General features: G+C 63.1%; 19 protein-coding genes and 1 tRNA gene. 6 read left to right on the forward strand and 14 right to left on the reverse strand.

The annotated features are described in order from the left end of the window. Positions 1-6: 6 nt before the first annotated feature. From CPA56_RS08440 to CPA56_RS08455, 4 genes are all read right to left on the reverse strand, one after another. Positions 7-1,635 carry a replicative DNA helicase gene (locus tag CPA56_RS08440; RefSeq protein ID WP_182041566.1) on the reverse strand — a complete coding sequence of 543 codons (1,629 nt, stop codon included), beginning with the start codon at positions 1,633-1,635 and terminating at the stop codon, positions 7-9. Positions 1,636-1,744: 109 nt separating this feature from the next. Beyond that, positions 1,745-3,082: a bifunctional folylpolyglutamate synthase/dihydrofolate synthase gene (locus CPA56_RS08445; RefSeq protein ID WP_182041567.1), complete on the reverse strand. Its 1,338-nt coding sequence runs from the start codon at positions 3,080-3,082 to the stop codon at positions 1,745-1,747. A gap of 92 nt (positions 3,083-3,174) precedes the next feature. Continuing rightward, positions 3,175-4,062 carry an acetyl-CoA carboxylase, carboxyltransferase subunit beta gene (gene accD, locus CPA56_RS08450; RefSeq protein ID WP_182041634.1) on the reverse strand — a complete coding sequence of 296 codons (888 nt, stop codon included), beginning with the start codon at positions 4,060-4,062 and terminating at the stop codon, positions 3,175-3,177. A 170-nt stretch (positions 4,063-4,232) separates the two neighbouring features. After that, complete coding sequence (locus tag CPA56_RS08455; protein WP_182041568.1) at positions 4,233-4,694, reverse strand: Lrp/AsnC family transcriptional regulator; 462 nt, start codon at positions 4,692-4,694, stop codon at positions 4,233-4,235. Positions 4,695-4,867: 173 nt separating this feature from the next. On the opposite strand from CPA56_RS08455, the gene CPA56_RS08460 reads away from it, so the two are divergent. Further along, positions 4,868-6,559, forward strand: coding sequence for an alpha-keto acid decarboxylase family protein (locus CPA56_RS08460; protein ID WP_182041569.1), 1,692 nt, complete (start codon positions 4,868-4,870; stop codon positions 6,557-6,559). Between the two features lie 8 nt (positions 6,560-6,567). Then, a complete protein-coding gene (locus CPA56_RS08465) occupies positions 6,568-7,770 on the forward strand; it encodes an amino acid aminotransferase (RefSeq protein WP_182041570.1) in 1,203 nt (400 codons plus the stop codon). A 53-nt stretch (positions 7,771-7,823) separates the two neighbouring features. Here the strand turns inward: CPA56_RS08465 and CPA56_RS08470 are convergent, their stop codons facing one another. Further along, entirely contained in the window at positions 7,824-10,298 is a 2,475-nt protein-coding gene (locus CPA56_RS08470) for a heavy metal translocating P-type ATPase (protein WP_182041571.1), read from the reverse strand. A gap of 277 nt (positions 10,299-10,575) precedes the next feature. On the opposite strand from CPA56_RS08470, the gene CPA56_RS08475 reads away from it, so the two are divergent. Then, positions 10,576-10,935: a hypothetical protein gene (locus tag CPA56_RS08475; protein WP_182041572.1), complete on the forward strand. Its 360-nt coding sequence runs from the start codon at positions 10,576-10,578 to the stop codon at positions 10,933-10,935. A gap of 87 nt (positions 10,936-11,022) precedes the next feature. Here the strand turns inward: CPA56_RS08475 and trpA are convergent, their stop codons facing one another. The 3 genes from trpA to CPA56_RS08490 are packed head-to-tail and all read right to left on the reverse strand — an operon-like array spanning position 11,023 to position 15,815. Continuing rightward, positions 11,023-11,838, reverse strand: a complete 816-nt coding sequence (gene trpA / locus CPA56_RS08480) for a tryptophan synthase subunit alpha (RefSeq protein ID WP_182041573.1) — start codon at positions 11,836-11,838, stop codon at positions 11,023-11,025. 11 nt (positions 11,839-11,849) lie between these two features. Beyond that, positions 11,850-13,082, reverse strand: coding sequence for a tryptophan synthase subunit beta (gene trpB, locus CPA56_RS08485; protein WP_182041574.1), 1,233 nt, complete (start codon positions 13,080-13,082; stop codon positions 11,850-11,852). 30 nt (positions 13,083-13,112) lie between these two features. Further along, positions 13,113-15,815: a 2-oxoglutarate dehydrogenase E1 component gene (locus CPA56_RS08490; RefSeq protein WP_182041575.1), complete on the reverse strand. Its 2,703-nt coding sequence runs from the start codon at positions 15,813-15,815 to the stop codon at positions 13,113-13,115. A 141-nt stretch (positions 15,816-15,956) separates the two neighbouring features. On the opposite strand from CPA56_RS08490, the gene CPA56_RS08495 reads away from it, so the two are divergent. The 3 genes from CPA56_RS08495 to hemH all read left to right on the forward strand — a co-directional run bounded on the left by CPA56_RS08495 (position 15,957) and on the right by hemH (position 18,900). Continuing rightward, a complete protein-coding gene (locus CPA56_RS08495) occupies positions 15,957-16,595 on the forward strand; it encodes a 2OG-Fe(II) oxygenase (protein ID WP_182041576.1) in 639 nt (212 codons plus the stop codon). An 84-nt stretch (positions 16,596-16,679) separates the two neighbouring features. Beyond that, positions 16,680-17,744 (forward strand): aspartate-semialdehyde dehydrogenase, encoded by a 1,065-nt coding sequence (locus tag CPA56_RS08500; protein WP_182041577.1) that lies wholly within the window; start codon positions 16,680-16,682, stop codon positions 17,742-17,744. A gap of 124 nt (positions 17,745-17,868) precedes the next feature. Then, complete coding sequence (gene hemH, locus CPA56_RS08505; RefSeq protein ID WP_182041578.1) at positions 17,869-18,900, forward strand: ferrochelatase; 1,032 nt, start codon at positions 17,869-17,871, stop codon at positions 18,898-18,900. Positions 18,901-18,986: 86 nt separating this feature from the next. Here hemH and CPA56_RS08510 read toward each other — a convergent pair whose 3' ends face one another. The 6 genes from CPA56_RS08510 to trmB all read right to left on the reverse strand — a co-directional run bounded on the left by CPA56_RS08510 (position 18,987) and on the right by trmB (position 24,040). Then, entirely contained in the window at positions 18,987-19,352 is a 366-nt protein-coding gene (locus CPA56_RS08510) for a hypothetical protein (RefSeq protein WP_182041635.1), read from the reverse strand. A gap of 324 nt (positions 19,353-19,676) precedes the next feature. After that, positions 19,677-19,753: transfer RNA gene (locus CPA56_RS08515), tRNA-Pro, on the reverse strand. Between the two features lie 160 nt (positions 19,754-19,913). Further along, positions 19,914-20,828 (reverse strand): FAD-binding protein, encoded by a 915-nt coding sequence (locus tag CPA56_RS08520; RefSeq protein ID WP_182041579.1) that lies wholly within the window; start codon positions 20,826-20,828, stop codon positions 19,914-19,916. Continuing rightward, positions 20,828-21,577, reverse strand: coding sequence for an electron transfer flavoprotein subunit beta/FixA family protein (locus tag CPA56_RS08525; RefSeq protein ID WP_182041580.1), 750 nt, complete (start codon positions 21,575-21,577; stop codon positions 20,828-20,830). Before CPA56_RS08525 ends, CPA56_RS08520 begins: the two co-directional genes overlap by 1 nt. A gap of 69 nt (positions 21,578-21,646) precedes the next feature. Continuing rightward, positions 21,647-23,296, reverse strand: a complete 1,650-nt coding sequence (locus tag CPA56_RS08530) for an electron transfer flavoprotein-ubiquinone oxidoreductase (RefSeq protein ID WP_229707561.1) — start codon at positions 23,294-23,296, stop codon at positions 21,647-21,649. Between the two features lie 48 nt (positions 23,297-23,344). After that, the gene (trmB, locus tag CPA56_RS08535) at positions 23,345-24,040 is read right to left on the reverse strand and encodes a tRNA (guanine(46)-N(7))-methyltransferase TrmB (RefSeq protein ID WP_182041581.1); all 696 of its coding nucleotides are present in this window, start codon (positions 24,038-24,040) and stop codon (positions 23,345-23,347) included. Between the last annotated feature and the right edge of the window lie 22 nt (positions 24,041-24,062).

Consider the following 24,062-nt stretch of genomic DNA (forward strand, 5'->3'; position numbering starts at 1 on the left):
GGGGGGTTACCTAGGAATTGTTGGGCGTTTCTGTTTTGTGATGACAGCTGGTTGCGAAGGGGGATTCAGTTGATGTGAGAGTGCTTGCGGGCTGCTGTGATTGTGTTGGTAATCATCGTGATAAAGATCTAGATCGCCGAAGCGGGTGAATTCGCCCTCAAAGTAGAGGTGGACGGTCCCGGTCGGCCCGTGACGCTGCTTTTCCAGGATCAGCTCGGCCTTGTTGTGGACGAGAGACATCTTCCGCTGCCATTCCTCAAGGGCGATCTGGTATTTGTCCGGGCTGGGGAAGGAGGCTTCCTTGGGTTTGCGCTGCTGCAGATAATATTCGTCACGATAGACGAACATGACGGCATCGGCATCCTGCTCGATGGACCCGGATTCACGCAGGTCGGAGAGCATCGGGCGTTTGTCGTCACGGGATTCGACCTGACGGGAGAGCTGGGACAGGGCGATGACGGGCACTTCCAGCTCCTTGGCGATGGCCTTGAGACCTTGCGTGATCATCGAGATTTCCAGCACGCGGCTGTCCGGCCTCGTACCGACGGCAGGACGCATGAGCTGGAGATAGTCCACCACCACGAGGCTCAGCCCCTGCGTGCGGGCCAAGCGGCGGCAGCGTGTCCGCATGGCGGAGAGGGAGATGGCTGGCGTGTCGTCAATATGTAGCGGCAGGCGTTGCAGCTCCGTGGCGACACGGACGAACCGGTCGAATTCCTTCGGGCCGACATCACCCCGGCGGATGCGCTCGCCGGAGACCTCGGCCTGTTCGGAGAGGATACGGGTGGCGAGCTGTTCGGCGGACATTTCCAGTGAGAAGATGGCCACGCTGCCCTTGGGTTTGCTGCTGCCTTCTTCCTCCGCTTCCCTCATGAGGGCCTGGGCGGCGGAGAAGGCGATTTTCGTGGCGAGGGCCGTTTTCCCCATGGCGGGACGACCGGCGAGGATCAGCAGGTCCGAAGGGTGCAGGCCACCGGTTTTCTTGTCAAAATCCCGCAGGCCGGAGGTCAGGCCGACAATGTCGCCCGTATGCTGATAGGCCTGGTCGGCAATGTCGAGAGCCTTCTTCAGGGCCTTGGAGAAGACGAGGAAGCCGCCTTCCTGTCCCTTGTCCGTGGCCAGCTTGAAGAGGGCCTCTTCCGAGGCGGAAATCTGTTCCGGTCCGTCCAGATCAGGACGGGCACCGTGGGCATTGTTGACGATGTCCGTGCCAATGCCGATCAGCTGGCGGCGCACCCAGCAGTCATGGATGACCCTGCCATAGTCACGGGCATTGACGATGCCCACCATGGCATTGAGCAGGCTGGCGATATACTCCGTGCCTCCGGCGGCAGCCAGCACGGGGCTGCTCTCAAAATCACCCCGCATGGTGATGATGTCGATGGCACCCTTTCCTCCGTTCCGCTCGACACGCCGGGAGATCAGGTCGTAAATATGGGCATTGACGGCATCGGCAAAATGCGAGGAGTGGAGGAAGTCCGAGACGCTTTCAAAGGCCTTGTTGTTCGTCAGGATGGCTCCCAGCAGGGCCTGTTCGGCCTGAAGGTTGGCCGGGGGCGTACGCTGCAGAAATTCCTGCAGGGGTCCGGTTTCCGTGCCGGTGGCCGGGGAGGCGGGGGGTGTCTGGTCGGTCATGATGTCTGTCCTGCTCCGTTATGGGTATGTATGTGCCGGCACGGGGTGCAGGCATCAGGCCGGACATGGAGGCGGCCCGTCACGTTCATCATGCCGCTGACCGGGGATGTCAGCGGGGTGAGGCACCATCCAGTGCCAGAGCGCAGCCTGCCAGATAGAGGCTGCCGCAGATCAGGATTCGGGCTGGGCTGGCCGTGGGGCTGGCGTCGTCACGCAGGCGTTTCAGGGCGGTGCGGATGTCCGGCCCGGGCAGGGCCGTGCCGCCTGCCGCTGCGGCGGCTTCCAGAATGATCTGGACAGGCATGGCCAGATGCTGTCCGTCTTCCGCCACGGCCTGTATGGTGGTGGCATAGGGGATCAGGGGGCGGAGGAAGCCCTGCACGTCCTTGCTGTCCTTCAGCCCGACGATGAGATGCAGGGGCCTGTCCTGCCATGTCCTGAGGACGTCGGCCAGAACGGTACCGGCACCGGGATTGTGACCACCATCCAGCAGCAGTTCCCAGCCTGCGGGCATGTCCCTGGTGAGGGTGCCGTGCAGCGTCTGGAGGCGGGCAGGCCAGCATGTGCTGGCAATACCGGCAAAGGCCGTGTCTGGCAGGTCCAGCCCGGCATGGCGGAGGGCCGCCACGGCCAGGGCCGAATTCTGTGCCTGATGGGGACCATGCAGGGCCGGAGCGGGCAGTGTCAGGCTTCCGGCCTCGTCCTGATAGAGCAGGCCGCCCTGCCGTGGCGTCATGGTGAATTCATGATCCAGCCGGTAAAGCGGGGCCTCTTGGGCTTCGGCAACGCTCCTGATGGCCGCCATGACATCATCCGGCTGGGGAGCCACGAAGACCGGCACGCCCTGCTTGATGATACCGGCCTTTTCCCGGGCGATGCCTGCCAGATCATCCCCCAGAAAGCCCTGATGGTCCAGGCTGATGGAGGTGATGATGCAGGCCCGGGCGGTGGGGATCACGTTCGTGGCATCGAACCGGCCGCCAAGCCCGACCTCCAGAACCAGCAGGTCGGCCGGAACACGGGAAAAGAGAAGGAACCCGGCGGCTGTCAGCACCTCGAAGACGGTGATGGGTGCCCCGTCATTGATCCGCTCGATTTCCTCAAGGGTGGAGACGAGCCGTTCCTCGCTGACGAGCTGACCGGCCAGACGGAAGCGTTCCGTCACGTCCAGCAGGTGAGGGCTGGTCATGACATGGACTTTCAGACCAGCCGCCTCTGCGATGGCCCGCAGGTTGGCGCAGGTGCTGCCCTTGCCGTTGGTTCCGGCGACATGGATGGTCGGGGGCAGGGCACGCTCCGGATGGCCGAGGCAGGCCAGCAGGACTTCCAGCCGGTCCAGGGAGAGGTCGATCAGTCTGGGGTGCAGTTCCTGCAGGCGGCGCACCACCTCGCCCGTCCGCCCGTGGAATTCACCCTGCGGGGTACTGGTCTGCTGGCCTGTTGCCATGATCGTGTATCCGGTCGTTTCAGAGGAGGAAACAGGGTGAGCCGGGCCGCCCTGTCCACCGCCCTCGGGACGGGGACAGGGGCTGGCGGGACTCAGGAGGCGGGGGCGGCTTCAGCCGGGGCTGCATCCTTGCTGGCGGCAGGGGCCAGCATGCCGATGAGACGGCCCAGCAGGGAGGGGAGTTCGTCACGGGTGGCGATGAGGTCCACCATGCCGTGCTCCTTCAGGTATTCGGAACGCTGGAAGCCTTCGGGAAGTTCCTCACGCACGGTATCCCGGATGACACGGGGGCCTGCGAAGGCGATCAGGGCGTTGGGTTCGGCAATGTGGATGTCACCCAGCATGGCGAAGGAAGCGGACACGCCACCCGTCGTCGGGTTGGTGAGGACCACGAGATAGGGCAGTCCGGCCTCACGCAGCATTTCCACGCCGATGGTCGTGCGGGGCATCTGCATCAGGCTGACGACACCTTCCTGCATCCGGGCACCACCGGAGGCGGTGAAGATGATGAGCGGGGCCTTCTGGCGGATGGCTTCCTGACAGGCGGCCAGGAAGGCCTCGCCAAGGGCACCGCCCATCGTTCCGGCCATGAACTCGAAGGCCATGACGGCCACGACGGCATTTCTGCCGCCAATCCTGCCGTGGGCGACCAGCAGGGAGTCATCAAGGCTGGACTTGGAGCGGGCAGCCTTCAGACGGTCCGTATAACGCTTGGAATCCCGGAAATGGAGCGGGTCTGCCGGTGCCGTGGGGAGGTCGATGGTGGTGTACTGGCCGTCATCAAAGGTCCACTGCATGCGCTCATGGGCCGAGGCCCGCATGTGATGGCCGCAATGGGGGCAGACTTTCTTCTTGCGGGTCAGTTCCTTGGTGAGCATCATCTGCGAGCAGGATTCACAGTTGGTCCAGAGGTTATCCGGCACATCCCTCTGTAGCAGGCTCCGTAATTTGGGACGGACATGTTTCGTCAGCCAGCTCATGGTGTTCTGTTTACTCTCCAGCAGTGGTGCATCATCAGGTGGTCCCATGCCTGCCGGTCCGTCATGGGGAATATGGAACCTCCAGAGAAGGGGGTACCGTGGCACGGGAACCGGAAGGGTATCACAGGTGGGGGGACTTTATCCGGGCTTGCCTGAAGATGCCAGCTTTTTCAGGGCATCCGCAGTGGCAGGGGGCTTTCCGTCTTCAGGGGGCGGAGGGCGATGTAGGACTTGACATGGCCGATCGTGTCATGGGCCAGAAGCTGCTCGGTGACGAAGGTGGAGAGGCTCGGCAGGTCTTTCGTCACGACCTTGAGGATGTAATCGGCATCCCCGCTGACGGCGTGCGCCTCCTGAATCATGGGAGTACCGTTTATGAGGGCCTGGAAGCGTTCGAAGGCCCCGGCAGCATGGCCCTTCATGATGACCTGGACGAAGGCCATCACGCCCAGCCCCATGGCCTGCTGATCCAGCGTGACACCATAACCCCGGATGACACCTGCCTTCTCCAGCAGGAGTCGGCGGCGGGAACACTGGGACGGTGAGAGGCCGACGGCCTCGCCCAGCTCCCGGTTGGTCAGACGCCCGTTGCGGTGCAGGGCGGAAAGGAGTTTCCAGTCAAATTGATCCATGATGTGCGCATCCATGCGTGATCCGTGCGGAGAAAGGGCCATGTTAGACCATATTTGCACACAGGCCGCATGCATGTTGCAGTATGCTCGGAGACTGAAAAGGGATTTCGGGTCGTCAGGCAGCCCTGCCTGTACCGGAGCACATCCTCTTCACATGTTTTAGGACTTTGCCCATGCGCATGCAGATCGGGGCCTATCTGGCCCGCCGCCTCGTCGAGGCAGGAATCAGCCATCTTTTCGGTGTTCCGGGGGATTTCAACCTTTCTTTTCTGGAGCAGGTGGAGGCTGATGCGTCCCTGACCTTCGTGGGGAACTGCAACGAGCTGAATGCCGCCTATGCCGCCGATGGCTATGCCCGTACTTCCGGTCTGTGCGGGCTGGTGACGACCTTTGGCGTGGGTGACCTCGGGGCCATCAGTGGCATTGCCGGAGCCTATGCCGAGCGTGTTCCGTTCGTGCACATCACCGGGATTCCACCGCTTCATGCGGTCGAGGGGCGTGCCCTGCTGCATCATACGCTGGGTGATGGCGGATACGGCAACATCGGGCGGTGCATGGCGGAATATACGGTGGCCCAGGCCCGCCTGACGCCGGAAAATGCCGTGGAAGAAATCGACCGTGTCCTCCAGGCCTGCTGGCGGGAGCGGCGGCCGGTCCATCTCCAGCTGCCATCCGACATCACCCATCTGAACATCGAGGTGCCGGAAGAGCCGTTCCGCTTTGCCCTGCCGCAGGGTGATGTGGAACAGGTGGCCCTGGCGGCCGGGCACATCGCCACACGTCTGGCTGCGGCCCGCTTGCCGGTGATGATTCTCGATTCCGATGCCGACCGCTTCGGCGTGGCCGGGCAGATCGCCGCACTGGCGGAACGCTGTGCGATCCCCTGCGTGGCGGCGGCTCCGGCCAAGGCCGTGCTGGATGAGACGGCCCCTTATTATCTGGGTGGTTATGTGGGTGGGGCCAGCCGCCCGGACATCAGGGAGCTGGTCAGCCAGTCAGACTGCGTGATCGGGGTCGGCCTGCGCTTCACGGAGATCAATACGGGATTCTTCACGCATGAGATCCGGCCGGAGGCGTTCATCAATCTTCAGGCCCATGATGTGAGTCTTGCAGGCCGGTCCATTCCGGCTGCCCCTGTCGGGGCCGTGCTGGAAGCCCTGCTGGCGCAGGTGACGCCGTCTTCCCGTACGCTGCCTGCCCGTCCGGCGGCCTCTGCCGCATCCCTGCCCGGTGGGGCGGCTGACCGGCTGACCCATGCGACCCTCTGGCCCCGTGTGGCCCGTTTCCTGAAGGAAGGGGATGTCGTGGTCGGTGAGGCGGGGACAAGCAACACCGCCCTGCTGGGCACGCCTTTCCCCCGGAACAGCCATTACATTTCCCAGCCCATCTGGGGGGCCATCGGCTATACCCTGCCCGCCCTGTTCGGCTCCCAGCTTGGCAGCCCGGACCGGCGTCACCTGCTCTTCATCGGTGATGGCTCCTTCCAGCTGACGGCGCAGGAACTCTCCACCATCCTGCGGCATGACCAGAAGCCCATCATCTTCCTGCTCAACAACCGGGGCTATACGATCGAGCGTCTGATTCTGGGGGAACGCTCCCGGTACAACGACATTGCCAACTGGCGTTATGCTGACCTGCCAAAGGCGTTCGACCGTAAGGACAGGGCACTGTCCCTCGTGGTGGAAACGGTCGGCGATCTGGAGCAGGCCCTGAAACAGGCGGAGCAGGCCGACTGGGTCGTGTTCATCGAGGTCCTTCTGCCGGAGATGGATGCACCGGACGCCCTGAAGAGATTTGGCATGGTCGTGGCGGATTATGATTACGGTCCGCAGGGTCCACGTAACGCCAGCACGAAAAAAGGATGAAGCGGTCCATGTTCCAGTCTGTTGAACTGTCTCCGGGAGACCCCATCCTGTCTCTGGTGGAGGACTTCAAGCGGGATGACCGGGCGAAGAAGGTCAATCTCAGCATTGGCCTGTATTATGACGAGGCAGGCCATGTCCCGCAGCTGGCCTGCATCCGCAGGGCACATGAAAGGCTGGCCAGCCAGCAGGACAGGCCGGACCTCTACCTGCCGATGGAAGGTCTGGCCTCCTACAGGCAGGCCGTCCAGCATCTGCTGTTTGGCCGTGGCAGCGAGCTGGTGCGGACCGGCCGCATCGCCACGGTCCAGAGTCTTGGCGGGTCCGGTGCGCTGAAGGTCGGGGCGGATTTCCTGCACCGTCACTTCCCACAGGCCGAGCTGTGGGTCAGTGACCCGACATGGGAAAACCATGTATCCATCTTTTCCGGGGCCGGTTTCAGGACACGGGCCTATCCCTATTTTGACCCGGAAACGGGCGGTGTGAATTTTGAGGCCATGATGGCCTGCATCCGCCAGATTCCGGAACATCATGTCGTCCTGCTTCATCCCTGCTGCCATAATCCTACAGGGGCCGACCTGACGGATGAGCAGTGGGATGAGCTGATCCCTGTCCTGAAGGAACGGAAGCTGATCCCGTTTCTGGACCTTGCCTATCAGGGGCTGGGTCATGGGCTGGAGGCGGACGTGTATGCCGTGCGGGCCATGGTGGAGGCGGGGCTGGAGTTCCTGCTCAGCAATTCGTTCTCCAAGATATTTTCCCTGTATGGGGACCGCATCGGGGCCCTGTCGGTCGTCTGCCGGGATGGCGACACGGCAGGGCGGGTGCTGAGCCAGCTCAAGGTCACGGTGCGGCGGAACTATTCCAGTCCGCCGGTCCGTGGGGCGCAGCTTGTGGATGCCGTTCTGGGGGATGAGGCCCTGTCGCAGCTCTGGCGGGAGGAAGTGGCAGGCATGGGGGCACGTATCCGGGAGATGCGTCAGAAGCTGCATGAGCAGCTTTCCGCCCGCCTGCCGGGGCAGGATTTCCACTACCTGCTGAAGCAGCGTGGCATGTTCAGCATGATGAAGCTGTCACCAGCCCAAGTAGACCGCCTGCGGGAGGAACATGGGGTCTATGTTCTCCGCAGTGGCCGTGTCTGCATGGCGGGATTGAACGAGCGTAACCTTCCGCCCGTCGTGGAGGCTCTGGCCGCCGTTCTGGCCAGCTCGTGAGTGCCTTCCAGCCGGAGAAGGGGCAGGACCGGCCTGCCTCCTCCGGCTGGATGTTATGAGGCCGTGGCCGTCTCCGTTTCCACGACGTTCCGGAGCCGCCGCAGCCTGAGGGTATTGCTCAGCACGAAGACGCTGGAGAGGGCCATGGCCCCTGCGGCCAGTGCGGGAGACAGCAGTGTCCCCGTGAAGGGATAGAGCAGGCCGGCCGCCACCGGGATCAGCACGATGTTGTAGGCGAAGGCCCAGAAGAGGTTCTGCCGGATGATGGTCATGGTGGCCCGGGAGAGGGCGATGGCATTGGGTACGCCCATCAGGTTCTCTCCCGTCAGGACGAGATCGGCCGCCTCTATGGCGATGTCCGTGCCGTGGCTGACGGCCAGCCCCGTGTCGGCCCGGGCCAGGGCCGGAGCGTCGTTGATGCCGTCCCCGACGAAGGCCACGGAGCCGTGCTCCTCCCGCAGGGTCTCCACGGCCTGGCTTTTCTCATGCGGCATGACGTGGGCGATGACCTTTTCAATGCCTGCCAGGTTGGCGATGTGGCGTGCCGTGGTCTCGATGTCACCGGTAATCATGGCCGTATGGATGTTCTGTGCCCTAAGGGCGGCAACGGCCCTGACGGCGGACGGACGGATGGGGTCGGCAATGCCCATGAGGGCCACGAGCTTCCCTCTGTGGGCCATGAAAAGTGGAGAGGTGCCTTTCTGGCTGAAGGCCCCGGCCAGCCGGTTGGCTTCCGCATTGTACAGGCCCAGCGTCTTCATGTAGGCGTGGCTGCCGATGTTGATGTCGTGTCCTTCATCATCCTGCGCCTCGATGCCCAGCCCGGCAATGATGCGGGCATGGCCTGTCCGGACGGCTGGCAGGTCCCGGTCTTCCGCAGCTCTGATGATGGCCCGGGCGACGGGATGGTCGGACTGTCTCTCCGTGGCGGCGGCAAGGGCCAGCAGGTGGTTCTCGGCCATGTCAGGGTCGGGACAGGTCGTGCCGTCCAGCAGGAAGAAATCCGTCAGGCGGGGCTGGCCACAGGTCATGGTGCCCGTCTTGTCGAAGGCGACAAGGCGTGTCTTTTCCAGTGTCTGGAGCACCTCCCCCCGGCGGAAGAGCAGGCCCATTTCAGCGGCCGTGCCGGTGCCGACCATGATGGCCGTCGGCGTGGCGAGGCCCATGGCACAGGGGCAGGCGGCGATCAGCACCGCAATGGCATTGACGACCGCGTGGCCCAGTGAGGGGGCCGGTCCCAGCCACAGCCAGAGGATGAAGGTCAGCACGGCCAGCAGGATGATGGTGGGAACGAACCAGAGCGTCACCCTGTCCACGAGGGACTGGATGGGCAGCTTGCTGCCCTGGGCCTGGGCCACCATGCTGACGATGCGGGCCAGCATGGTGTCGGCCCCGGTGGCCGTGGCCCGGATGGTCAGCACACCTTCCTGATTGATTGTGCCACCGATGACCGTATCGCCTGTCATGCGCCGGACGGGCAGGGGTTCGCCTGTCAGCAGGGATTCATCCAGATGGCTTTCCCCTTCCAGGATCAGGCCATCCAGAGGAACCCGCTCGCCGGGGCGGACGAGCAGGGTGTCCCCTGGCTTCACGTCAGAAACCGGCACGATCCGGTCTCCGTCTCCGGTGAGGAGATGCGCCTTCTGGGGCTGTAGATGGACCAGCTTTTCCAGTGCCGTGGAGGTCCGTCCCTTCGCCCGGGCTTCCATCAGGCGGCCCAGAAGGACCAGCGTGAGGATGCCCAGAACCGTGTCGAAATAGAGGTTCCGTGTGCCTTCAGGCAGCAGGGAGGGGAAAAAGACGGCGAGGCTGGAATAGAGATAGGCCGCCCCGGTACCGAGGGCGACGAGGGAATTCATGTTGGGGGCACTACGCAGCAGGGTCGGAATCCCGTTCCGGAAGAAGCGGCGTCCCGGCCCCAGGAGGGCCACGCTGGCGCAGCCCCACTGGATGAAGGGCTGTAGCCGGGGAGGAACAAGGCCAAGCCCGTGTCCCATTGTCATCAGCATGATGATGAACCAGAGCAGGGCGGCGATTTTCAGGTCACGCCACTGGAGGCTCATGCTCTGCCTGAGACGCTCCTGACGGTCCCGCATGGCCTCCGGCCCGTTCTCCTGCTCCAGCAGGGTTGCCGCAAAGCCGATCCGTTCAATGGCCTCGATGAGGGTCTGATGGGCGGCCGTGCCCGTGACGTGGGCCGTGCCGGTTGCCAGACTGACGCTGGCGGTCCTGACGCCCATGACGTCCTGAAGGGTCTTTTCCACCCGGGTGGAGCAGGAGGCGCAGCTCATCCCGTCAATGCGGAGCTGGACGGGAGACGGGAGAACGCTGAAGCCTGTCTGCTCCACGGCGGTGACGAGGGCGGCATGGGATGCCGTTCCTGTGACATGGGCCGTGCCGGTGGCCAGACTGACGCTGGCCGTCTCCACCCCCGGGACGGCCAGCAGGGCTTTTTCCACCCGGGCGGAGCAGGAGGCGCAGCTCATCCCGTCAATGGGGAAGGTCTGGGATGATGGCGTGGCAGGCATGGTCGTCTTTCCATGGTGGTGTCTGTAACGTGATGCAGGAAGAAAATAGCATCCCGCCGAGGTTACGGAGACAGAAAACTGTGCTCCGGGACTATAAAAAGGGCCGACATATGCAGAGAAAGGGACTCTCCCATGAAGGAAATTTGCTGATCGGCCAAATAATCAGTGTTATGTTTACCGTCAGTCAGTATTTTTCTGATGGAAACACAAGATTCGGCCTGCCGGACTGACTGTCTTAATTGAAATGACGGCGGCGGGCAGGTCTAGGGAGGATATCATGGCAGACGCTGTCAACATTGATAAGCTCAAGTCCAAGGCTGAAGAGGCCATCAACCCGGACGAGCTGAAAGCAAAGGCCGAGAAGTTCGTCGATACCGACGGGCTGAAAGCCAAGGCTGAGAGTGTCCTCAACACGGATGAACTGAAGGCCAAGGCTGAGAAGTACGTCAACACGGACGAGCTGAAGGAGAAGGCTGGTCAGTGCGCCAAGCACGCTCAGTCAGCCGTCGATTCCATCGGCAAGGGGCTGAACTCCAAGAGCCGCTGCCAGTGTGTCGGCCAGACCCTGCTGTGGGGCGGCGTCATCGTGGCTGCCCTTGCTGGTCTCTGCGCCATCGGCCGCTGGCTGAAGAAGTAAGCCTTCATCGGCACGGTCCCCGTAGAGGGATAGGTAATCGGGTGAGAACCCCCGGCCACAGGGCCGGGGGTTTTCTTTTGCCCGGTTTCAGCTTCGCACCGCCCTGGCAAGGGAGCGGATTTTCTCCAGTGCCGTGGGGATGCTTCTGGCCGTGGCGTGGCCGTGTTCATCATAGGTGGCGGCCATCTCCTTGATGATGGCAGATGCCACGACGGCCCCGTCGCTGATGCGGGAGGCCGTGCGGGCCTGCTCCGGCGTGCTGATGCCAAAACCGGCCACGACGGGAAGGTCCGTGGCGGCCCGCAGGCGGGTCATGGCGGCTTTCAGCTGCTCTTCCGTGGCACTGCGTGTGCCCGTGATGCCCGTGATGCTCACATGATAGACGAATCCGCTGGCCTTCCTGAGGATGGTCTTCAGCCGGTCATCCGGGGTTGTGGGGGCGGTCAGGGTGATCATGTCCAGCCCTTCCGCTCTGGCGTGGGGGGCCAGCTCCTCGGATTCCTCAGGTGGCAGGTCCACCACGATCAGCCCGTCTACACCGGCGGAGCGGGCATCCTTGCAGAATCGCTCCACACCGTAGCTGTCGATCGGGTTGTAATAGCCCATCAGGATGATCGGCGTATGGTCATTTTCCCTGCGGAAGTCCTGGATGAGTTCCAGCGTTCCCTTCAGGGTGGCCCCGGCTTTCAGGCCACGCCGGGCGGCAAGCTGGATGGTCGGGCCATCGGCGGAGGGGTCGGAGAAGGGCACGCCGACCTCGATGAGATCGGCCCCGGCTTCGGGCATCTGGCGCAGCAGGGCCAGGGATGTCTCCCGGTCCGGGTCGAAGGCTTCCAGATAGGGCAGCAGGGCACCCCGGCCCTCTTTTTTCAGGCGGTCGAAACAGGTCTTGATGCGGCTCATGGTGGCTCTCCTTACAGTTTCACGCCCAGATGGGCCGCAACGGTGGGCACGTCCTTGTCACCCCGGCCGGACAGGTTGACGATGATGGTCTGGTCTCTGGTCATGGTCGAGGCCATGACGATGGCATGGGCCACGGCATGGGCACTTTCGAGTGCCGGGATGATGCCCTCCAGCCTCGTGAGGGTCTGGAAGGCGTCGAGGGCCTGATCGTCCGTGGCGCTGACGTAGTTCACCCGGCCAATATCCTTGAGCCATGAATGTTCCGGCCCGATGCCGGGATAGTCCAGCCCCGCACTGATGGAGTGGGCCTCCGTGATCTGTCCGTGTTCGTCCTGTAGCAGGTAGGTGCGGTTGCCATGCAGGACGCCGGGCCTGCCACGGGCGATGGACGCTGCCGTCTTGCCGCTGTCCAGCCCCAGCCCGGCGGCCTCGACGCCGTAAAGAGGCACATCGGCATCATCAAGGAAGGGATGAAAAATCCCCATGGCGTTGGACCCGCCCCCGATGGCGGCGATGACGGCATCCGGCAGGCGGCCTGTCTGTTCCTGTATCTGCTCACGGGCTTCCGTCCCGATGACGGACTGGAAGTCCCGCACCATGGCTGGGTAAGGATGTGGCCCCGCCACCGTGCCGACAAGGAAGTAGGTGTTCTCCACATTGGCCACCCAGTCCCGCATGGCCTCGTTCATGGCATCCTTCAGTGTGCCGGCTCCCGCCGTGACGGGATGGACCTTGGCCCCCAGCAGGTGCATGCGGAAGACGTTGGGCTTCTGCCGCTCCACATCGGTGGCCCCCATGTAGATTTCGCAGTCCAGCCCGAAGAGGGCACAGACGGTGGCCGTGGCCACGCCGTGCTGTCCGGCCCCGGTCTCGGCCACGATGCGGGTCTTGCCCATGCGGCGGGCCAGAAGAATCTGGCCCATCACGTTGTTCAGCTTGTGGGAGCCCGTGTGGTTCAGCTCTTCCCGCTTGAGGTAGATCTGCGCCCCGCCGAGCGTCTCGCTCAGCCGTCTGGCGTGCCAGAGCGGGCTGGGGCGGCCCACATAGTGGCGGAGGTAATAATCCAGCTCTTCCTGAAACTGCGGGTCAGTCTTGACGTGGTTGTAGGCTTTTTCCAGTTCCAGCATCAGGGGCATGAGGGTTTCGGCCACGAAACGCCCGCCGTGGATTCCGAAATGCCCCCGTTCATCCGGTCCGGTGCGAAGGGAATTGAGCTGGCTGGTGATGGGTTTGTTTACTGGCATGATGTGTGTCTTTACGTCTTGAATGAAGGATCAGTCGATGGATGGGGAGGCGGCTTCCAGACCCAGGGCCTGCCGGACGAGCGTTTCCTGCTCGGCCTGGTGGATGCCGGGCAGCCCGGTGGCGGGTGAGGCGGAGGCCTTGCGCCCGGCATAATGCGGGCGGGTGCAGGCATGGCCGATCTCCCGCAGGCAGGCTTCGATGCGCCGGTCCACGAACTGCCAGGCCCCGCCATTTTCCGGCTCTTCCTGACACCAGATGACGTCTTCTGCCTGGGGGTGATGACCCAGCTCTTCGGCCAGGGCATGATGGGGGAAGGGGTAGAGCTGCTCCAGCCGGATGATGGCGCAGTGTTTCAGTCCGGCGTCTTCCCTCTGCTGGAGGAGGTCGTAATAGACCTTGCCACTGCACAGGATGACCCGTCTTGCGCCACCGGCGCAGGTGGCATCGGCAATGACGGGCGCAAAGCGTGTCTGCGGTCCCATCTCGCTGAGCAGGGAGACGGCCTGCTTGTGCCGCAGGAGAGATTTGGGGCTGAAGACGACCAGCGGCTTGCGGCAGCGGCGGGCGATCTGCCGCCGGAGCAGATGGAAGAAGCTCGCCGGGCTGGAGGGCATGCAGACCCTCATGTTGTTCTCGGCACAGAGTTGAAGGAAGCGTTCCGGCCGGGCAGAGGAATGTTCCGGCCCGGCTCCCTCATAGCCGTGGGGCAGGAGCAGGGTCAGGCCGGATGTCCGCAGCCATTTCGTCTCTCCGGCTGCAAGGAACTGGTCGATGATGATCTGCGCCCCGTTGGCGAAGTCGCCAAACTGGCCTTCCCACAGCACCAGCGCATCCGGGTTGCCCAGAGAATAGCCATACTCGAACCCCATCACGCCATATTCGGAGAGGGGAGAGTTCCACACGTTCACGGGGGCCTGCCGGGGGGCGATGTGGGCCAGTGGTGTGTAGTGATGACCCGTATGCTGGTCCGTCAGCACGGCATGACGCTGGCTGAAGGTTCCCCGGCCGCAATCCTGCCCGGAGAGGCGTATGGCGTGGCCATCAAGGGCCAGCGTGCCAAAGGCGAGGGCCTCCGCCGTGGCCCAGTCCACCGGGCCGCCTGCGGCCAGCGTGGCCTGCTTTGCCCGAAGCTGCCGGGCCAGACGGGGATGGACGGTGAAATCTGCCGGAATGGCCGTCATCGCTTCCCCAACCTGCTGGAGCCGGGGTAGGGGCACGCCCGTCATGGGCTGGATGCGTTCGGGCGTGTCCAGCAGGCGGGTGGGGTCCTGCGGGCTGTAATCCAGCCAGTCGGTCGGGTCCGGCTGGTAGGTGTCGGCGTCCTCGAAGGCCTGATGGAGCTGGGCCTGCACATCATCCCACAGGGCGTCCACCTCGGCAGGGTGGATGTCCGTCTCGGCCAGGACCTTCTCGGCATAGAGGCGGCGGAGTGTCGGGTGCTGGCTGATGGTCTGCACCATCGCAGGCTGCGTGAAGGCGGGGTCGTCCGTCTCGTTATGGCCGTGGCGGCGGTAGCTGATGATGTCCACCACGATGTCGCTGGCAAAGGTCTTCCGCCATTCATGGGCAAGGGCGGCACAGCGGGCCACGGCCTCGGGGTTGTCGCCATTCACGTGCAGGATGGGGGCCTGCACGGTCTTGGCGATGTCGGTGTTCCAGATGCCGGAATGGGCCGAGTCCGGGCTGGTGGTGAAGCCCACCTGATTGTTGATGATGAGATGCACCGTGCCGCCGGTACGGTATCCTTCCAGCCGGGACAGCTGGAGCGTCTCATACACCACGCCCTGCCCGGCGAAAGCGGCGTCTCCGTGGACGAGAATTCCCAGATGTTTCTGGCGGTCCTCATCCCTGTCCCTGTCCTGGTCGGCCCGGACACGGCCCAGCACGACCGGGTCCACCGCCTCCAGATGGGACGGGTTGGGGAGGAGGGAGATGCGGATTTCGTGGCGGCCCTGCCGGATGGTGGTCGTGGTGCCCAGATGGTACTTCACGTCCCCGGAGACCCGGATGCCTTCCGGGTAGAAGGCCTTGCCTGCGAATTCGCTGAAGATGGCGGCATAAGGCTTGCGCAGGATGTTGGCCATGACGTTCAGCCGCCCCCGATGGGGCATCCCGAGCGAGATGGAGCGCACGCCGTCCCGTGCCGCCTCATTCAGCAGGGCCTGAAGGGCGACGATGAGGCTCTCCCCGCCTTCAAGGCCGAAACGGCGCATCCCGGTGAAACGCTGCTGGCAGAAGGTCTCGAAGCCTTCGGCACGGGTGAGCAGGCTCAGGATGCGCTCCTGCGAAAGGGGCAGGGCGGTGGCCGGTTTTTCTTCCAGACGGTCGATCCACCACTGCCGCTGCTGGCTGTCCTGAAGATGCATGAACTCCGCCCCGATCGGTCCGCAATAGGCCCGTTTCAGGCGGGCCAGCAGGGCGGGGTCCGTCCGGCTGTCGGGGGTGAGGGCGTCGATCTGGCGGGCAGGGCGCAGGCCCAGCGGGTCCAGCTCCGCCTGGAGATGCCCGCAGAGGCGGAAGGCCTCCTTCAGCCGTTCATCCCGCAGGCTGACGTCCGGGACCGTGGCATGTGGGTCTGTCTCATGTCTGGCCGGGTCGCCCATGGTGGCGAACAGCGTGTCATAGTCGGAAGGGACGGAGGCCGGGTCCTCCAGCCACTGGGTGTACAGCTCACCGAGATAGGCGATGTTCTCGCCATTGATCGCATTCTGGTGGTTCGGTGAGCCTGTCATGATGGCATCTTTCCTTCTTCCTCGCTGGGGGCGTATTTTTAACCGATCGTGCCGGGAAGGCAAAATCTTCCCTCACCTTGTCGTCAGACGGGCCGGGACGGCTTGCCTGCCCTGCCGGAGGGGGGTAGCGTGACGGCCACCATGAGTACGATTTCCATCAATTACGAGGCCGTCAGGCAGGCCGTGGTCAGCCGGGTGCCGTGTCCGCACATTGTGGTGCCGGATTTCCTTGCGGGGCCGTCGCTGGCCCGGGCCGTGTCCCTGCTGCCGGAGATACGGGCGGGCGGGTCTTTCCCCATCGGTGCGCTGAAGCTCCATCCCGAGCTGAAGGCCATGATGGAGGATTTCGCCGGGCCTCGGCTGAAGGAGATCGTCTCTGAAAAATTCGGGCTGGATGTCCGTTCCGCGCCCAGCATGGTGACCATGCGGGGCCAGACACGGGCCAGGGATGGCCGCATACACAGGGACAGTGCCTCCAAGCGTGTGACCATCCTGCTCTATCTCAATGATCCGGAAAAGGACTGGGATCACAAGGGGGGGTGCCTGCGTTTTCTCAACGGGCCTGACGATGTGGAGGACTATGCCAGCGAGATTTCGCCTGTTGGTGGCACGCTGGTCATTTTTCCGAACGGGCCGGACACATGGCATGGTCACCGCCCCTATGTGGGGGCACGCCACACGGTCCAGCTCAACTACATGGCGCAGGATGGCCGTGCCCGGTATGAGCTGGTGCGCCATCATGTGTCCGCCTTCTGCAAGAGGCTGCCCTTTTTCGGGTAGAGAACAGTCCTTATGATGAGGCCCGGATGGGTTTCTGAATGAAACGGGGGCGGGGTTGGACCCTGCCCGAGGGAGAATGAGAGAATGGGTTACAGGGTTGCCGTCGTTGGAGCGACAGGGGCTGTCGGACGTGAGATTCTGAAGACGCTGGCGGAACGTCAGTTCCCGGTGGATGACATCGTGGCACTGGCCTCCGCCCGGTCTGCCGGGCGTGAGGTGTCCTTTGGCGAGAAGAAGGTCCTGAAGGTCCAGAATCTGGAGACGTTCGATTTCACGGGCTGGGACATCGCCCTGTTTTCCCCCGGTGGGGCGGTATCTGCAAAGTACGCTCCCAAGGCTGCGGCAGCGAAGTGTTTGGTCGTGGACAACACGTCCCATTTCCGCATGGAACCGGGCGTGCCGCTCGTGGTGCCGGAGGTGAATGCCGCCGCCCTGAAGAAGGCCCGCAAGGGCATCATCGCCAACCCCAACTGCTCCACCGCCCAGATGATGGTGGCCCTGAAGCCGCTGCATGACCTGTTCCGTGTCAGGCGTGTAGTGGTGTCCACCTATCAGGCCGTGTCGGGAGCCGGGAAGTCCGGCATGGATGAGCTGTTCAGCCAGACGAAGGGCAGCTTCGTGAACGATGCACCGACCATTGCCCAGTTCACCAAGCAGATCGCCTTCAACCTGATCCCGCATATCGACCGCTTCATGGAGGATGGTTCCACCAAGGAAGAATGGAAGATGGCGGTCGAGACCCGTAAGATTCTGGACCCGGATATCAAGGTTCTGGCCACCTGTGTGCGTGTGCCGGTCTTCATCGGTCATTCCGAGGCCATCAGCATCGAGTGTGAGAAGCCGGTCGATCTGGAAAAGGCCCGTGCCGCCCTGCGGAAGGCTCCGGGCGTCGTGCTGCGGGATGAGCGGGAGGATGGCGGTTACGTTACCCCGATCGAATGTGTGGGTGAGGATGACACCTATGTGTCCCGTCTGCGCATCGACCCGACCGTGGAGAACGGTCTGGCCTTCTGGTGCGTGTCGGACAATCTCCGCAAGGGGGCGGCCCTCAATGCCGTGCAGATCGCCGAGAGCCTGCATGAGCAGCATCTGATCGGCAAGGACTCGCCGCTCTGGCAGCCGGTTGCCCGCCCGGAAGAGCCGGCGTAAAAGGCGTTACTTCCTGGAAAGGTTCTGCCTTTTTGGCGGAGCCTTTCCATAAGTGGGGCCTGTAAAAGAGTGTAAGTGAAATCCTCTTCCCAAAAGGTGGTGCTGTCTCCATAGTGGATGAGCTATGTCTTATTTCACTTACACGCCTCCTCGCACGCCTGTTCCCTCCGGGGGGCGGGTTGGTGTTCTTCTCGTCAATCTCGGCACGCCGGATGATACGGGGTATTTTTCCGTCCGCCGCTATCTGAGGGAGTTTCTTTCAGACAGGCGGGTGATTGAGGCCCATCCTCTCATCTGGCAGCCGATCCTGAACACGCTGGTGCTGGCCCGTCGGCCTTCGTCCAGCGGGGCCAATTATGCCCGCATCTGGGACAGGGAGGAGAATGCCTCCCCTCTGCGTGTCTTCACCCGCAGGCAGGCGGAAGGGCTGGCCGAGCGTCTGGCCCCGGATGGAATCCCGGTGGCCTGGGGGATGCGCTATGGCCAGCCCTCCGTGAAGCAGGCCGTGGCGGAGCTGATGGACCAGGGCTGTGACCGTATCGTCAGCATTCCGCTCTATCCGCAATATTCCGCCACGACGACCGCAACGGCCAATGACCAGCTGTTCCGTGCCCTGATGCGCCTGCGGCGTCAGCCTTCCGTGCTGACGGTTCCTTCCTTCCCGGATCATCCACAGTTCATCGAGGCCCTGGTGGCTTCCGTGAACCGGGTTTATGAGGGACTGTCTTTCGCGCCGCAGCGTCTGGTGGCCTCCTATCATGGCCTGCCGAAAGAGTTCGTGGAGAAGGGCGACTCCTACCGGGATGAATGTGTCCGTACGACGAAAGCTCTGGCGGCGGCTCTGGGTCTGAGTGAGGAGGAGGTTCCGCTGACCTTTCAGTCACGCTTCGGCCCCATGGAATGGTTGCAGCCCTATACGGCCCCTTACATCTCGGCCCTGCCGAAACAGGGGATCACGAAGATTGCCGTCATCATGCCCGGTTTCATGGCGGACTGCATCGAAACGCTGGATGAAATTGGCCGTGAGGTGCGTGAGGAGTTCATGGAAGCGGGTGGTGAGGAATTCGCCTTCATTCCCTGCCTGAATGATGCGCCGGAGGCCGTCACGCTGCTGGAGACCCTGTCCCGGCAGGCCATGAAAGGGTTCCAGTTCTGACAGGTTGAGGGAACCTTTCCTTCTGGCATGAAAAAACCCGGCCATTTCTGGCCGGGTTTTCCTGTTCACGAAGGAGCGGTCAGGCGTCAGTGGGCAGCCGGGGCACTGCCGTCGTTCGGATGCTCGGCATCGTACCACTGGGCCTTCTGGCTGTTGGCGGCGGAGGAATGGTTGTTCCACCAGCTGGAGCCAGCATTCTGCTTGCCCTGCATGGGGTGTTCCTTGTCCCACAGGGCGGCCTTCTCGGCGATGCTCTTGCGGTATTTGTGACGCTGGTACATGCCGACGGCACAGCCACCGATGGCACCGATCACACCGTGCTTGTTGGCCACATGGCCAGCAACGGCACCGGCTGCCCCGTATTTCAGGCAGCCACCCGGTTCTGCTACGGCAGGAGCAGCTGTACCGACCAGCATGGCGGCTGCGATGAGAGAGTAGAACGTGCGGGTCATGATATGATCCTTGCAGAAGAGAAGCTGAAAACCGGTCATGCCTTCATGAGACGCCATGATGTCTGGCATCATGGCAAAAGGCATGGCCTGTCTATCCCCCATGACGGGGAGAACGTCCAGCGTCTCCCGTGAGATGGGGTATGAGAAGATGGATGTTATCCCCATGAAAGATTAAGTCTTGTTTTAACCGTGGGGTCACATCATTCGTGAAGGAACTGGACTTTTCATGAAGCGGGTCACTGTCGGGCCTGAGCATGGGACATGACGGTCTGTCAGGATTCAGAAGAGCGATCCTTGAAAGGTGACGGCTTTTTCTGGGGAAGATGGTCGGAGTGAGAGGATTCGAACCTCCGGCCCCTGCGTCCCGAACACAGTGCTCTACCAGGCTGAGCTACACTCCGACTTTCTGGGGCCATTCCTACCCTTACTGAGGGAAAGGCGCAAGGGGCAATCGGCCTGTTTTTACAGAAAAATGAAGCCTTCTTTTACGCTCCATCCCCCGGGCATGGAAAAACCCGTCCCCGGGACGCAGGGACGGGTCTTCCGCTGGGGCTGAATCCGTCAGAGGGCCTTGGCCAGAGCCGGAAGGATCTCGAAGAGATCACCCACCATGCCATAGTCGGCCACCTTGAAGATCGGGGCTTCAGGGTCGATGTTGATGGCGACGATCACGCGGCTGTCCTTCATCCCGGCGAGATGCTGGATGGCTCCTGAGAGACCGGTGGCAATGTAGAGTTCGGGTGCCACGACCTTGCCGGTCTGGCCGACCTGCATCTCGTTCGGAGCGAAGCCTGAGTCGACGGCGGCACGGGAGGCTCCGATGGCCGCTCCCAGCCTGTCGGCGACCGGCTCCAGCAGGGTGTGGAAGTTGCTGGCATCCTTGAGGCCCTTGCCACCGGAGATGACCACACGGGCCACTTCCAGCTCCGGACGATCGGACTGGCTCTGCTCCAGCTTCACGAAGCGGCTCTTCCCGTCGTCAGCCGGGGTTTCCAGCGTCTCGATGGCAGCCTCGTTGCCGTCCTCACTCACGGGGTCGAAGCTGGAAGAACGGATGGTCATGATCTTGACGCTGTCGCTGGACTGCACGGTGGCCAGCGCATTCCCGGCATAGATGGGCCGCACGAAGGTGGACTCATCCTTGATGGCCACGACGTCGGAGATCGGCTGCACATCCAGCAGACCGGCCAGACGGGGCAGGATGTTCTTGCCCGTGGAGGAGGCAGCGGACAGGATGTGGCTGTAGGAACCTGCCAGCCCTGCCAGCAGGGCAGCGGCCTGCTCGGCCAGGGCGTGCTTCAGGCTCGGGGCGTGCAGCGCCCGGCGAATGCCGGAGAGTCTGCTGGCCGCCTCGGCAGGGGCCTCGCCCAGAAGCAGGACATCAACGTCGCCAAAGTGCGAGGCTGCGGCAATGGCAGAACGGGAGGCCTGACGGACCCTGCCGTTCTCGACTTCGATCAGAACAAGTGCGGTCATCAGATCACCTTCGCTTCCGTCTTGAGCTTCTGGACCAGCTCTTCCACCGTTTCCACAATGATACCGGCCTTGCGTTCCGGCGGTTCCGCCACGCTGACGATCTTCAGGTGAGGCGTCAGGTCCACGCCGAGGGAACCGGCCTCGATCGTCTCCAGCGGTTTCTTGCGGGCCTTCATGATATTGGGCAGGGAGGCATAGCGTGGCTCGTTGAGACGCAGGTCCGCCGTGATGACGGCGGGCAGGCTCAGGGAGACGGTCTCCGTTCCGCCATCGACCTCACGGGCGACCTCGACCCTGCCATCGGCAATCTCCACCCTGCTGGCGAAGGTCCCCTGCGGCCAGCCCAGACGGGCCGCCAGCATCTGGCCGGTGGCGTTCATGTCATCGTCAATGGCCTGTTTGCCCATGGAGACAAGGCCGGGCTGCTCCTTCTCCACGACGGCCTTGAGAAGGCTGGAGACGGCACGGGGTTCGACCTCGGCATCGGTCTGGATGAGGATGGCCCGGTCGGCACCCATGGCCATGGCCGTGCGCAGCACATCCTGGGCGACCTGCGGCCCGATGGTGACAGCAACCACCTCGTCAGCCTGGCCTTTCTCACGAAGGCGGAGGGCTTCTTCCAGTGCAATCTCGTCGAACGGATTCATGGACATTTTCACGCCCTGCGTTTCGACACCACTACCATCAGCCGCGACACGCGGCTTGATGTTGTAATCAACAACCCTCTTGACGGGGACAAGAACCTTCATGGTCATCCTTTGTTGCTGTCGCGGCTCAAAGTAAAACAGGAGTCAGACTATCCGCTTTTGTCCTAAAAGTCACATCCCGGAAGGATAGTTGGGGCCGCTACTGCCTTCCGGTGTGCACCAGTTGATGTTCTGGTCCGGGTCCTTGATGTCACAGCTCTTGCAGTGCACGCAGTTCTGGGCGTTGATGACAAGCTCATCCGTCTCGCTGGTCTCATAGACACCGGCCGGGCAGTAGCGGCTCTCCGGGGCGGCGAAGCGGGCCAGGTTGGTGTTCTTCCATGTGGCCATGTCCTGCACCTTGAGATGGACGGGCTGGTCCTCGTCATGGCTCAGGTTGCTGAGGAAGACGGACTCGGCCCGGTTGAAGGTCAGTTTCCCGTCCGCTTTGGGGTAGCTGATCCTGGGGGCCTTTTCGGCCGGGATCAGCGTCTCGTTGTCGGCATGGCGATGGCGCAGCGTCCACGGGGCCTGCCCACGGAAGATCATGCTGTCGATCCCGCTATAGAGGGCACCGCCCAGCATCCCCCAGTGCGAGAAGGCCGGACGGATGTTGCGGGCGGCGTGCAGCTCCTTCCACAGCCACGAGCTCTTGAGGCGTTCCATGTAGGAGGACGCTTCGGCCTGTTCAGTCTGGATGGCTTCCATCACTGCCTCGGCAGCGATGATGCCGGATTTCATGGAGGTGTGGATGCCCTTGATCTTGGGCATGTTGAGGAAGCCGGCGCAGTCGCCCGTCAGCACACCTCCGGGGAAGACCGGATGGGGCAGGGACTGCACGCCCCCTTCGGAGATAGCCCGTGCCCCGTAGATGATGCGCCGCCCGCCCTCGAAATGCTCCCGGAAGGCCGGGTGCTGCTTGGTGCGCTGCATTTCCTCGAACGGTGACAGCCACGGGTTACGGTAATCCAGTGCCGTGATGAAGCCGTAGGAGACGAGATTCTTCCCGAAATGGTAGAGGAAGGCCCCGCCATAGGTGTGTGTGTCCAGCGGCCAGCCGAAGCTGTGCTGCACGAAGCCGGGGCGGTGCTTTTCTGCCGGAATTTCCCAGACTTCCTTGATGCCGAGGCCGAAGGTCTGCGGGTCGGCCCCCTTGCGGAGGTCGAAGGTGTTCATGGCCTTCTTGCTCAGGGAGCCACGGGCACCTTCGGCCAGAATGGTCTGGCTGGCCCGCAGGATCATGCCCGGCATGTAGTCCGGCTTCTCTTCTCCCTTCCGGTTCACGCCCATGTCCCCGGTGATGACACCGCAGACCCGGCCATCCTCTATGAAGAGATCGGCCCCGGCGAAACCGGGATAGATCTCGACCCCCAGAGCCTCGGCCTGCTCGCCCAGCCAGCGGCAGAAGGCTCCCAGAGAGATGACGTAATTTCCCCGGTTGTCCATCTGCGGCATGAGCAGATGCAGGGCCGGGACGGGAAGGGCGGCCTTTTCGGTCAGGAAGAGCAGCTTCTCGCTGCTCACCGGCGTGTCCAGCGGGGCACCCCGTTCTTTCCAGTCCGGGAAGAGTTCGGCCAGCGTCGTGGGTTCCAGCACGGCACCGGACACGATGTGGGCACCGACCTCGCTTCCCTTTTCCAGCAGGCAGACGGAGAGGTCCGGGTTTTTCTGTTTCAGCCTGATGGCGGCGGTCAGTCCGGCAGGCCCTCCACCCACGATGACAACATCAAAGGCCATTTCTTCCCGTTCAATGGCGGTGTTATCGCTCTGTGGCTGCGTCATGGCGTACTCCTGCTGGCTGCCTGAAACATGAAGCTGGGGGGACGTATCTCACCCTTTCCGTGTGAAGGTCCAGTAAAAAGGCTGCCGTCCCTCACGGAAGGCCTTGGCCTCATAGCGGGTAGGGGACCAGCCTTCAGGCCGTTCCAGTGCGGGGGCCGGAGCCTCGAAGAGGTCCTGCTGGCCCATCACTTCCGTGACCCACTCCTGATAGACGGGATGGTCGCTGGCCACACGCCAGTGGGCACCGGGCCTGAGGAGTCGGGCCATCTGCCGGATGTTCTCGGGATGGATGAAACGCCGTTTGGCATGACGTGCCTTGGGCCACGGGTCCGGGAACATGAGATAGGCACGGTCCAGGCAGCCATCAGGCAGGCCCTTCAGCAGCTGGCGGCCATCTTCCGCCCAGAGGCGCAGGTTGTCGGGACCGGTGGCCGTGGCTTCCTCGCCTTCCGGGATGATGCGGGAGAGGAGGGAGCAGACGCCGTTGTCGAACACCTCCGAGGCGATGTAGCCCGTCTCGGGGTTCCGGGCCGCCTGATCGAACGCATGTTCACCGCCACCGAATCCGATTTCCAGAAAGAGCCTTGAAACCGGCTTTCCGAAGCCCTTCAGCGGGTCGGCCATGTTGCGGAAATGCACACGGGGCAGGGCCTCATCCAGCAGACGCTGCTGGCGTGGGCGGAGAGGATGGCCACGCTGGCGGCCATAGAGACGTTCGGGCTGGGGTTTGATGTCGTCAGGCAACGGTCGATACACAGTCTGAAAA

Source organism: Bombella mellum, from assembly GCF_014048465.1.
GTDB classification, from domain to species: domain Bacteria; phylum Pseudomonadota; class Alphaproteobacteria; order Acetobacterales; family Acetobacteraceae; genus Bombella; species Bombella mellum.

Bases quoted from the DNA above. Each gene is read 5' to 3' on its own strand.
- CPA56_RS08440 (WP_182041566.1), bottom strand. From the start codon at position 1,635: ATGACCGACCAGACACCCCCCGCCTCCCCGGCCACCGGCACGGAAACC.
- CPA56_RS08445 (WP_182041567.1), bottom strand. From the start codon at position 3,082: ATGGCAACAGGCCAGCAGACCAGTACCCCGCAGGGTGAATTCCACGGG.
- accD (WP_182041634.1), bottom strand. From the start codon at position 4,062: ATGAGCTGGCTGACGAAACATGTCCGTCCCAAATTACGGAGCCTGCTA.
- CPA56_RS08455 (WP_182041568.1), bottom strand. From the start codon at position 4,694: ATGGATCAATTTGACTGGAAACTCCTTTCCGCCCTGCACCGCAACGGG.
- CPA56_RS08460 (WP_182041569.1), top strand. From the start codon at position 4,868: ATGCGCATGCAGATCGGGGCCTATCTGGCCCGCCGCCTCGTCGAGGCA.
- CPA56_RS08465 (WP_182041570.1), top strand. From the start codon at position 6,568: ATGTTCCAGTCTGTTGAACTGTCTCCGGGAGACCCCATCCTGTCTCTG.
- CPA56_RS08470 (WP_182041571.1), bottom strand. From the start codon at position 10,298: ATGCCTGCCACGCCATCATCCCAGACCTTCCCCATTGACGGGATGAGC.
- CPA56_RS08475 (WP_182041572.1), top strand. From the start codon at position 10,576: ATGGCAGACGCTGTCAACATTGATAAGCTCAAGTCCAAGGCTGAAGAG.
- trpA (WP_182041573.1), bottom strand. From the start codon at position 11,838: ATGAGCCGCATCAAGACCTGTTTCGACCGCCTGAAAAAAGAGGGCCGG.
- trpB (WP_182041574.1), bottom strand. From the start codon at position 13,082: ATGCCAGTAAACAAACCCATCACCAGCCAGCTCAATTCCCTTCGCACC.
- CPA56_RS08490 (WP_182041575.1), bottom strand. From the start codon at position 15,815: ATGACAGGCTCACCGAACCACCAGAATGCGATCAATGGCGAGAACATC.
- CPA56_RS08495 (WP_182041576.1), top strand. From the start codon at position 15,957: ATGAGTACGATTTCCATCAATTACGAGGCCGTCAGGCAGGCCGTGGTC.
- CPA56_RS08500 (WP_182041577.1), top strand. From the start codon at position 16,680: ATGGGTTACAGGGTTGCCGTCGTTGGAGCGACAGGGGCTGTCGGACGT.
- hemH (WP_182041578.1), top strand. From the start codon at position 17,869: ATGTCTTATTTCACTTACACGCCTCCTCGCACGCCTGTTCCCTCCGGG.
- CPA56_RS08510 (WP_182041635.1), bottom strand. From the start codon at position 19,352: ATGACCCGCACGTTCTACTCTCTCATCGCAGCCGCCATGCTGGTCGGT.
- CPA56_RS08520 (WP_182041579.1), bottom strand. From the start codon at position 20,828: ATGACCGCACTTGTTCTGATCGAAGTCGAGAACGGCAGGGTCCGTCAG.
- CPA56_RS08525 (WP_182041580.1), bottom strand. From the start codon at position 21,577: ATGAAGGTTCTTGTCCCCGTCAAGAGGGTTGTTGATTACAACATCAAG.
- CPA56_RS08530 (WP_229707561.1), bottom strand. From the start codon at position 23,296: ATGACGCAGCCACAGAGCGATAACACCGCCATTGAACGGGAAGAAATG.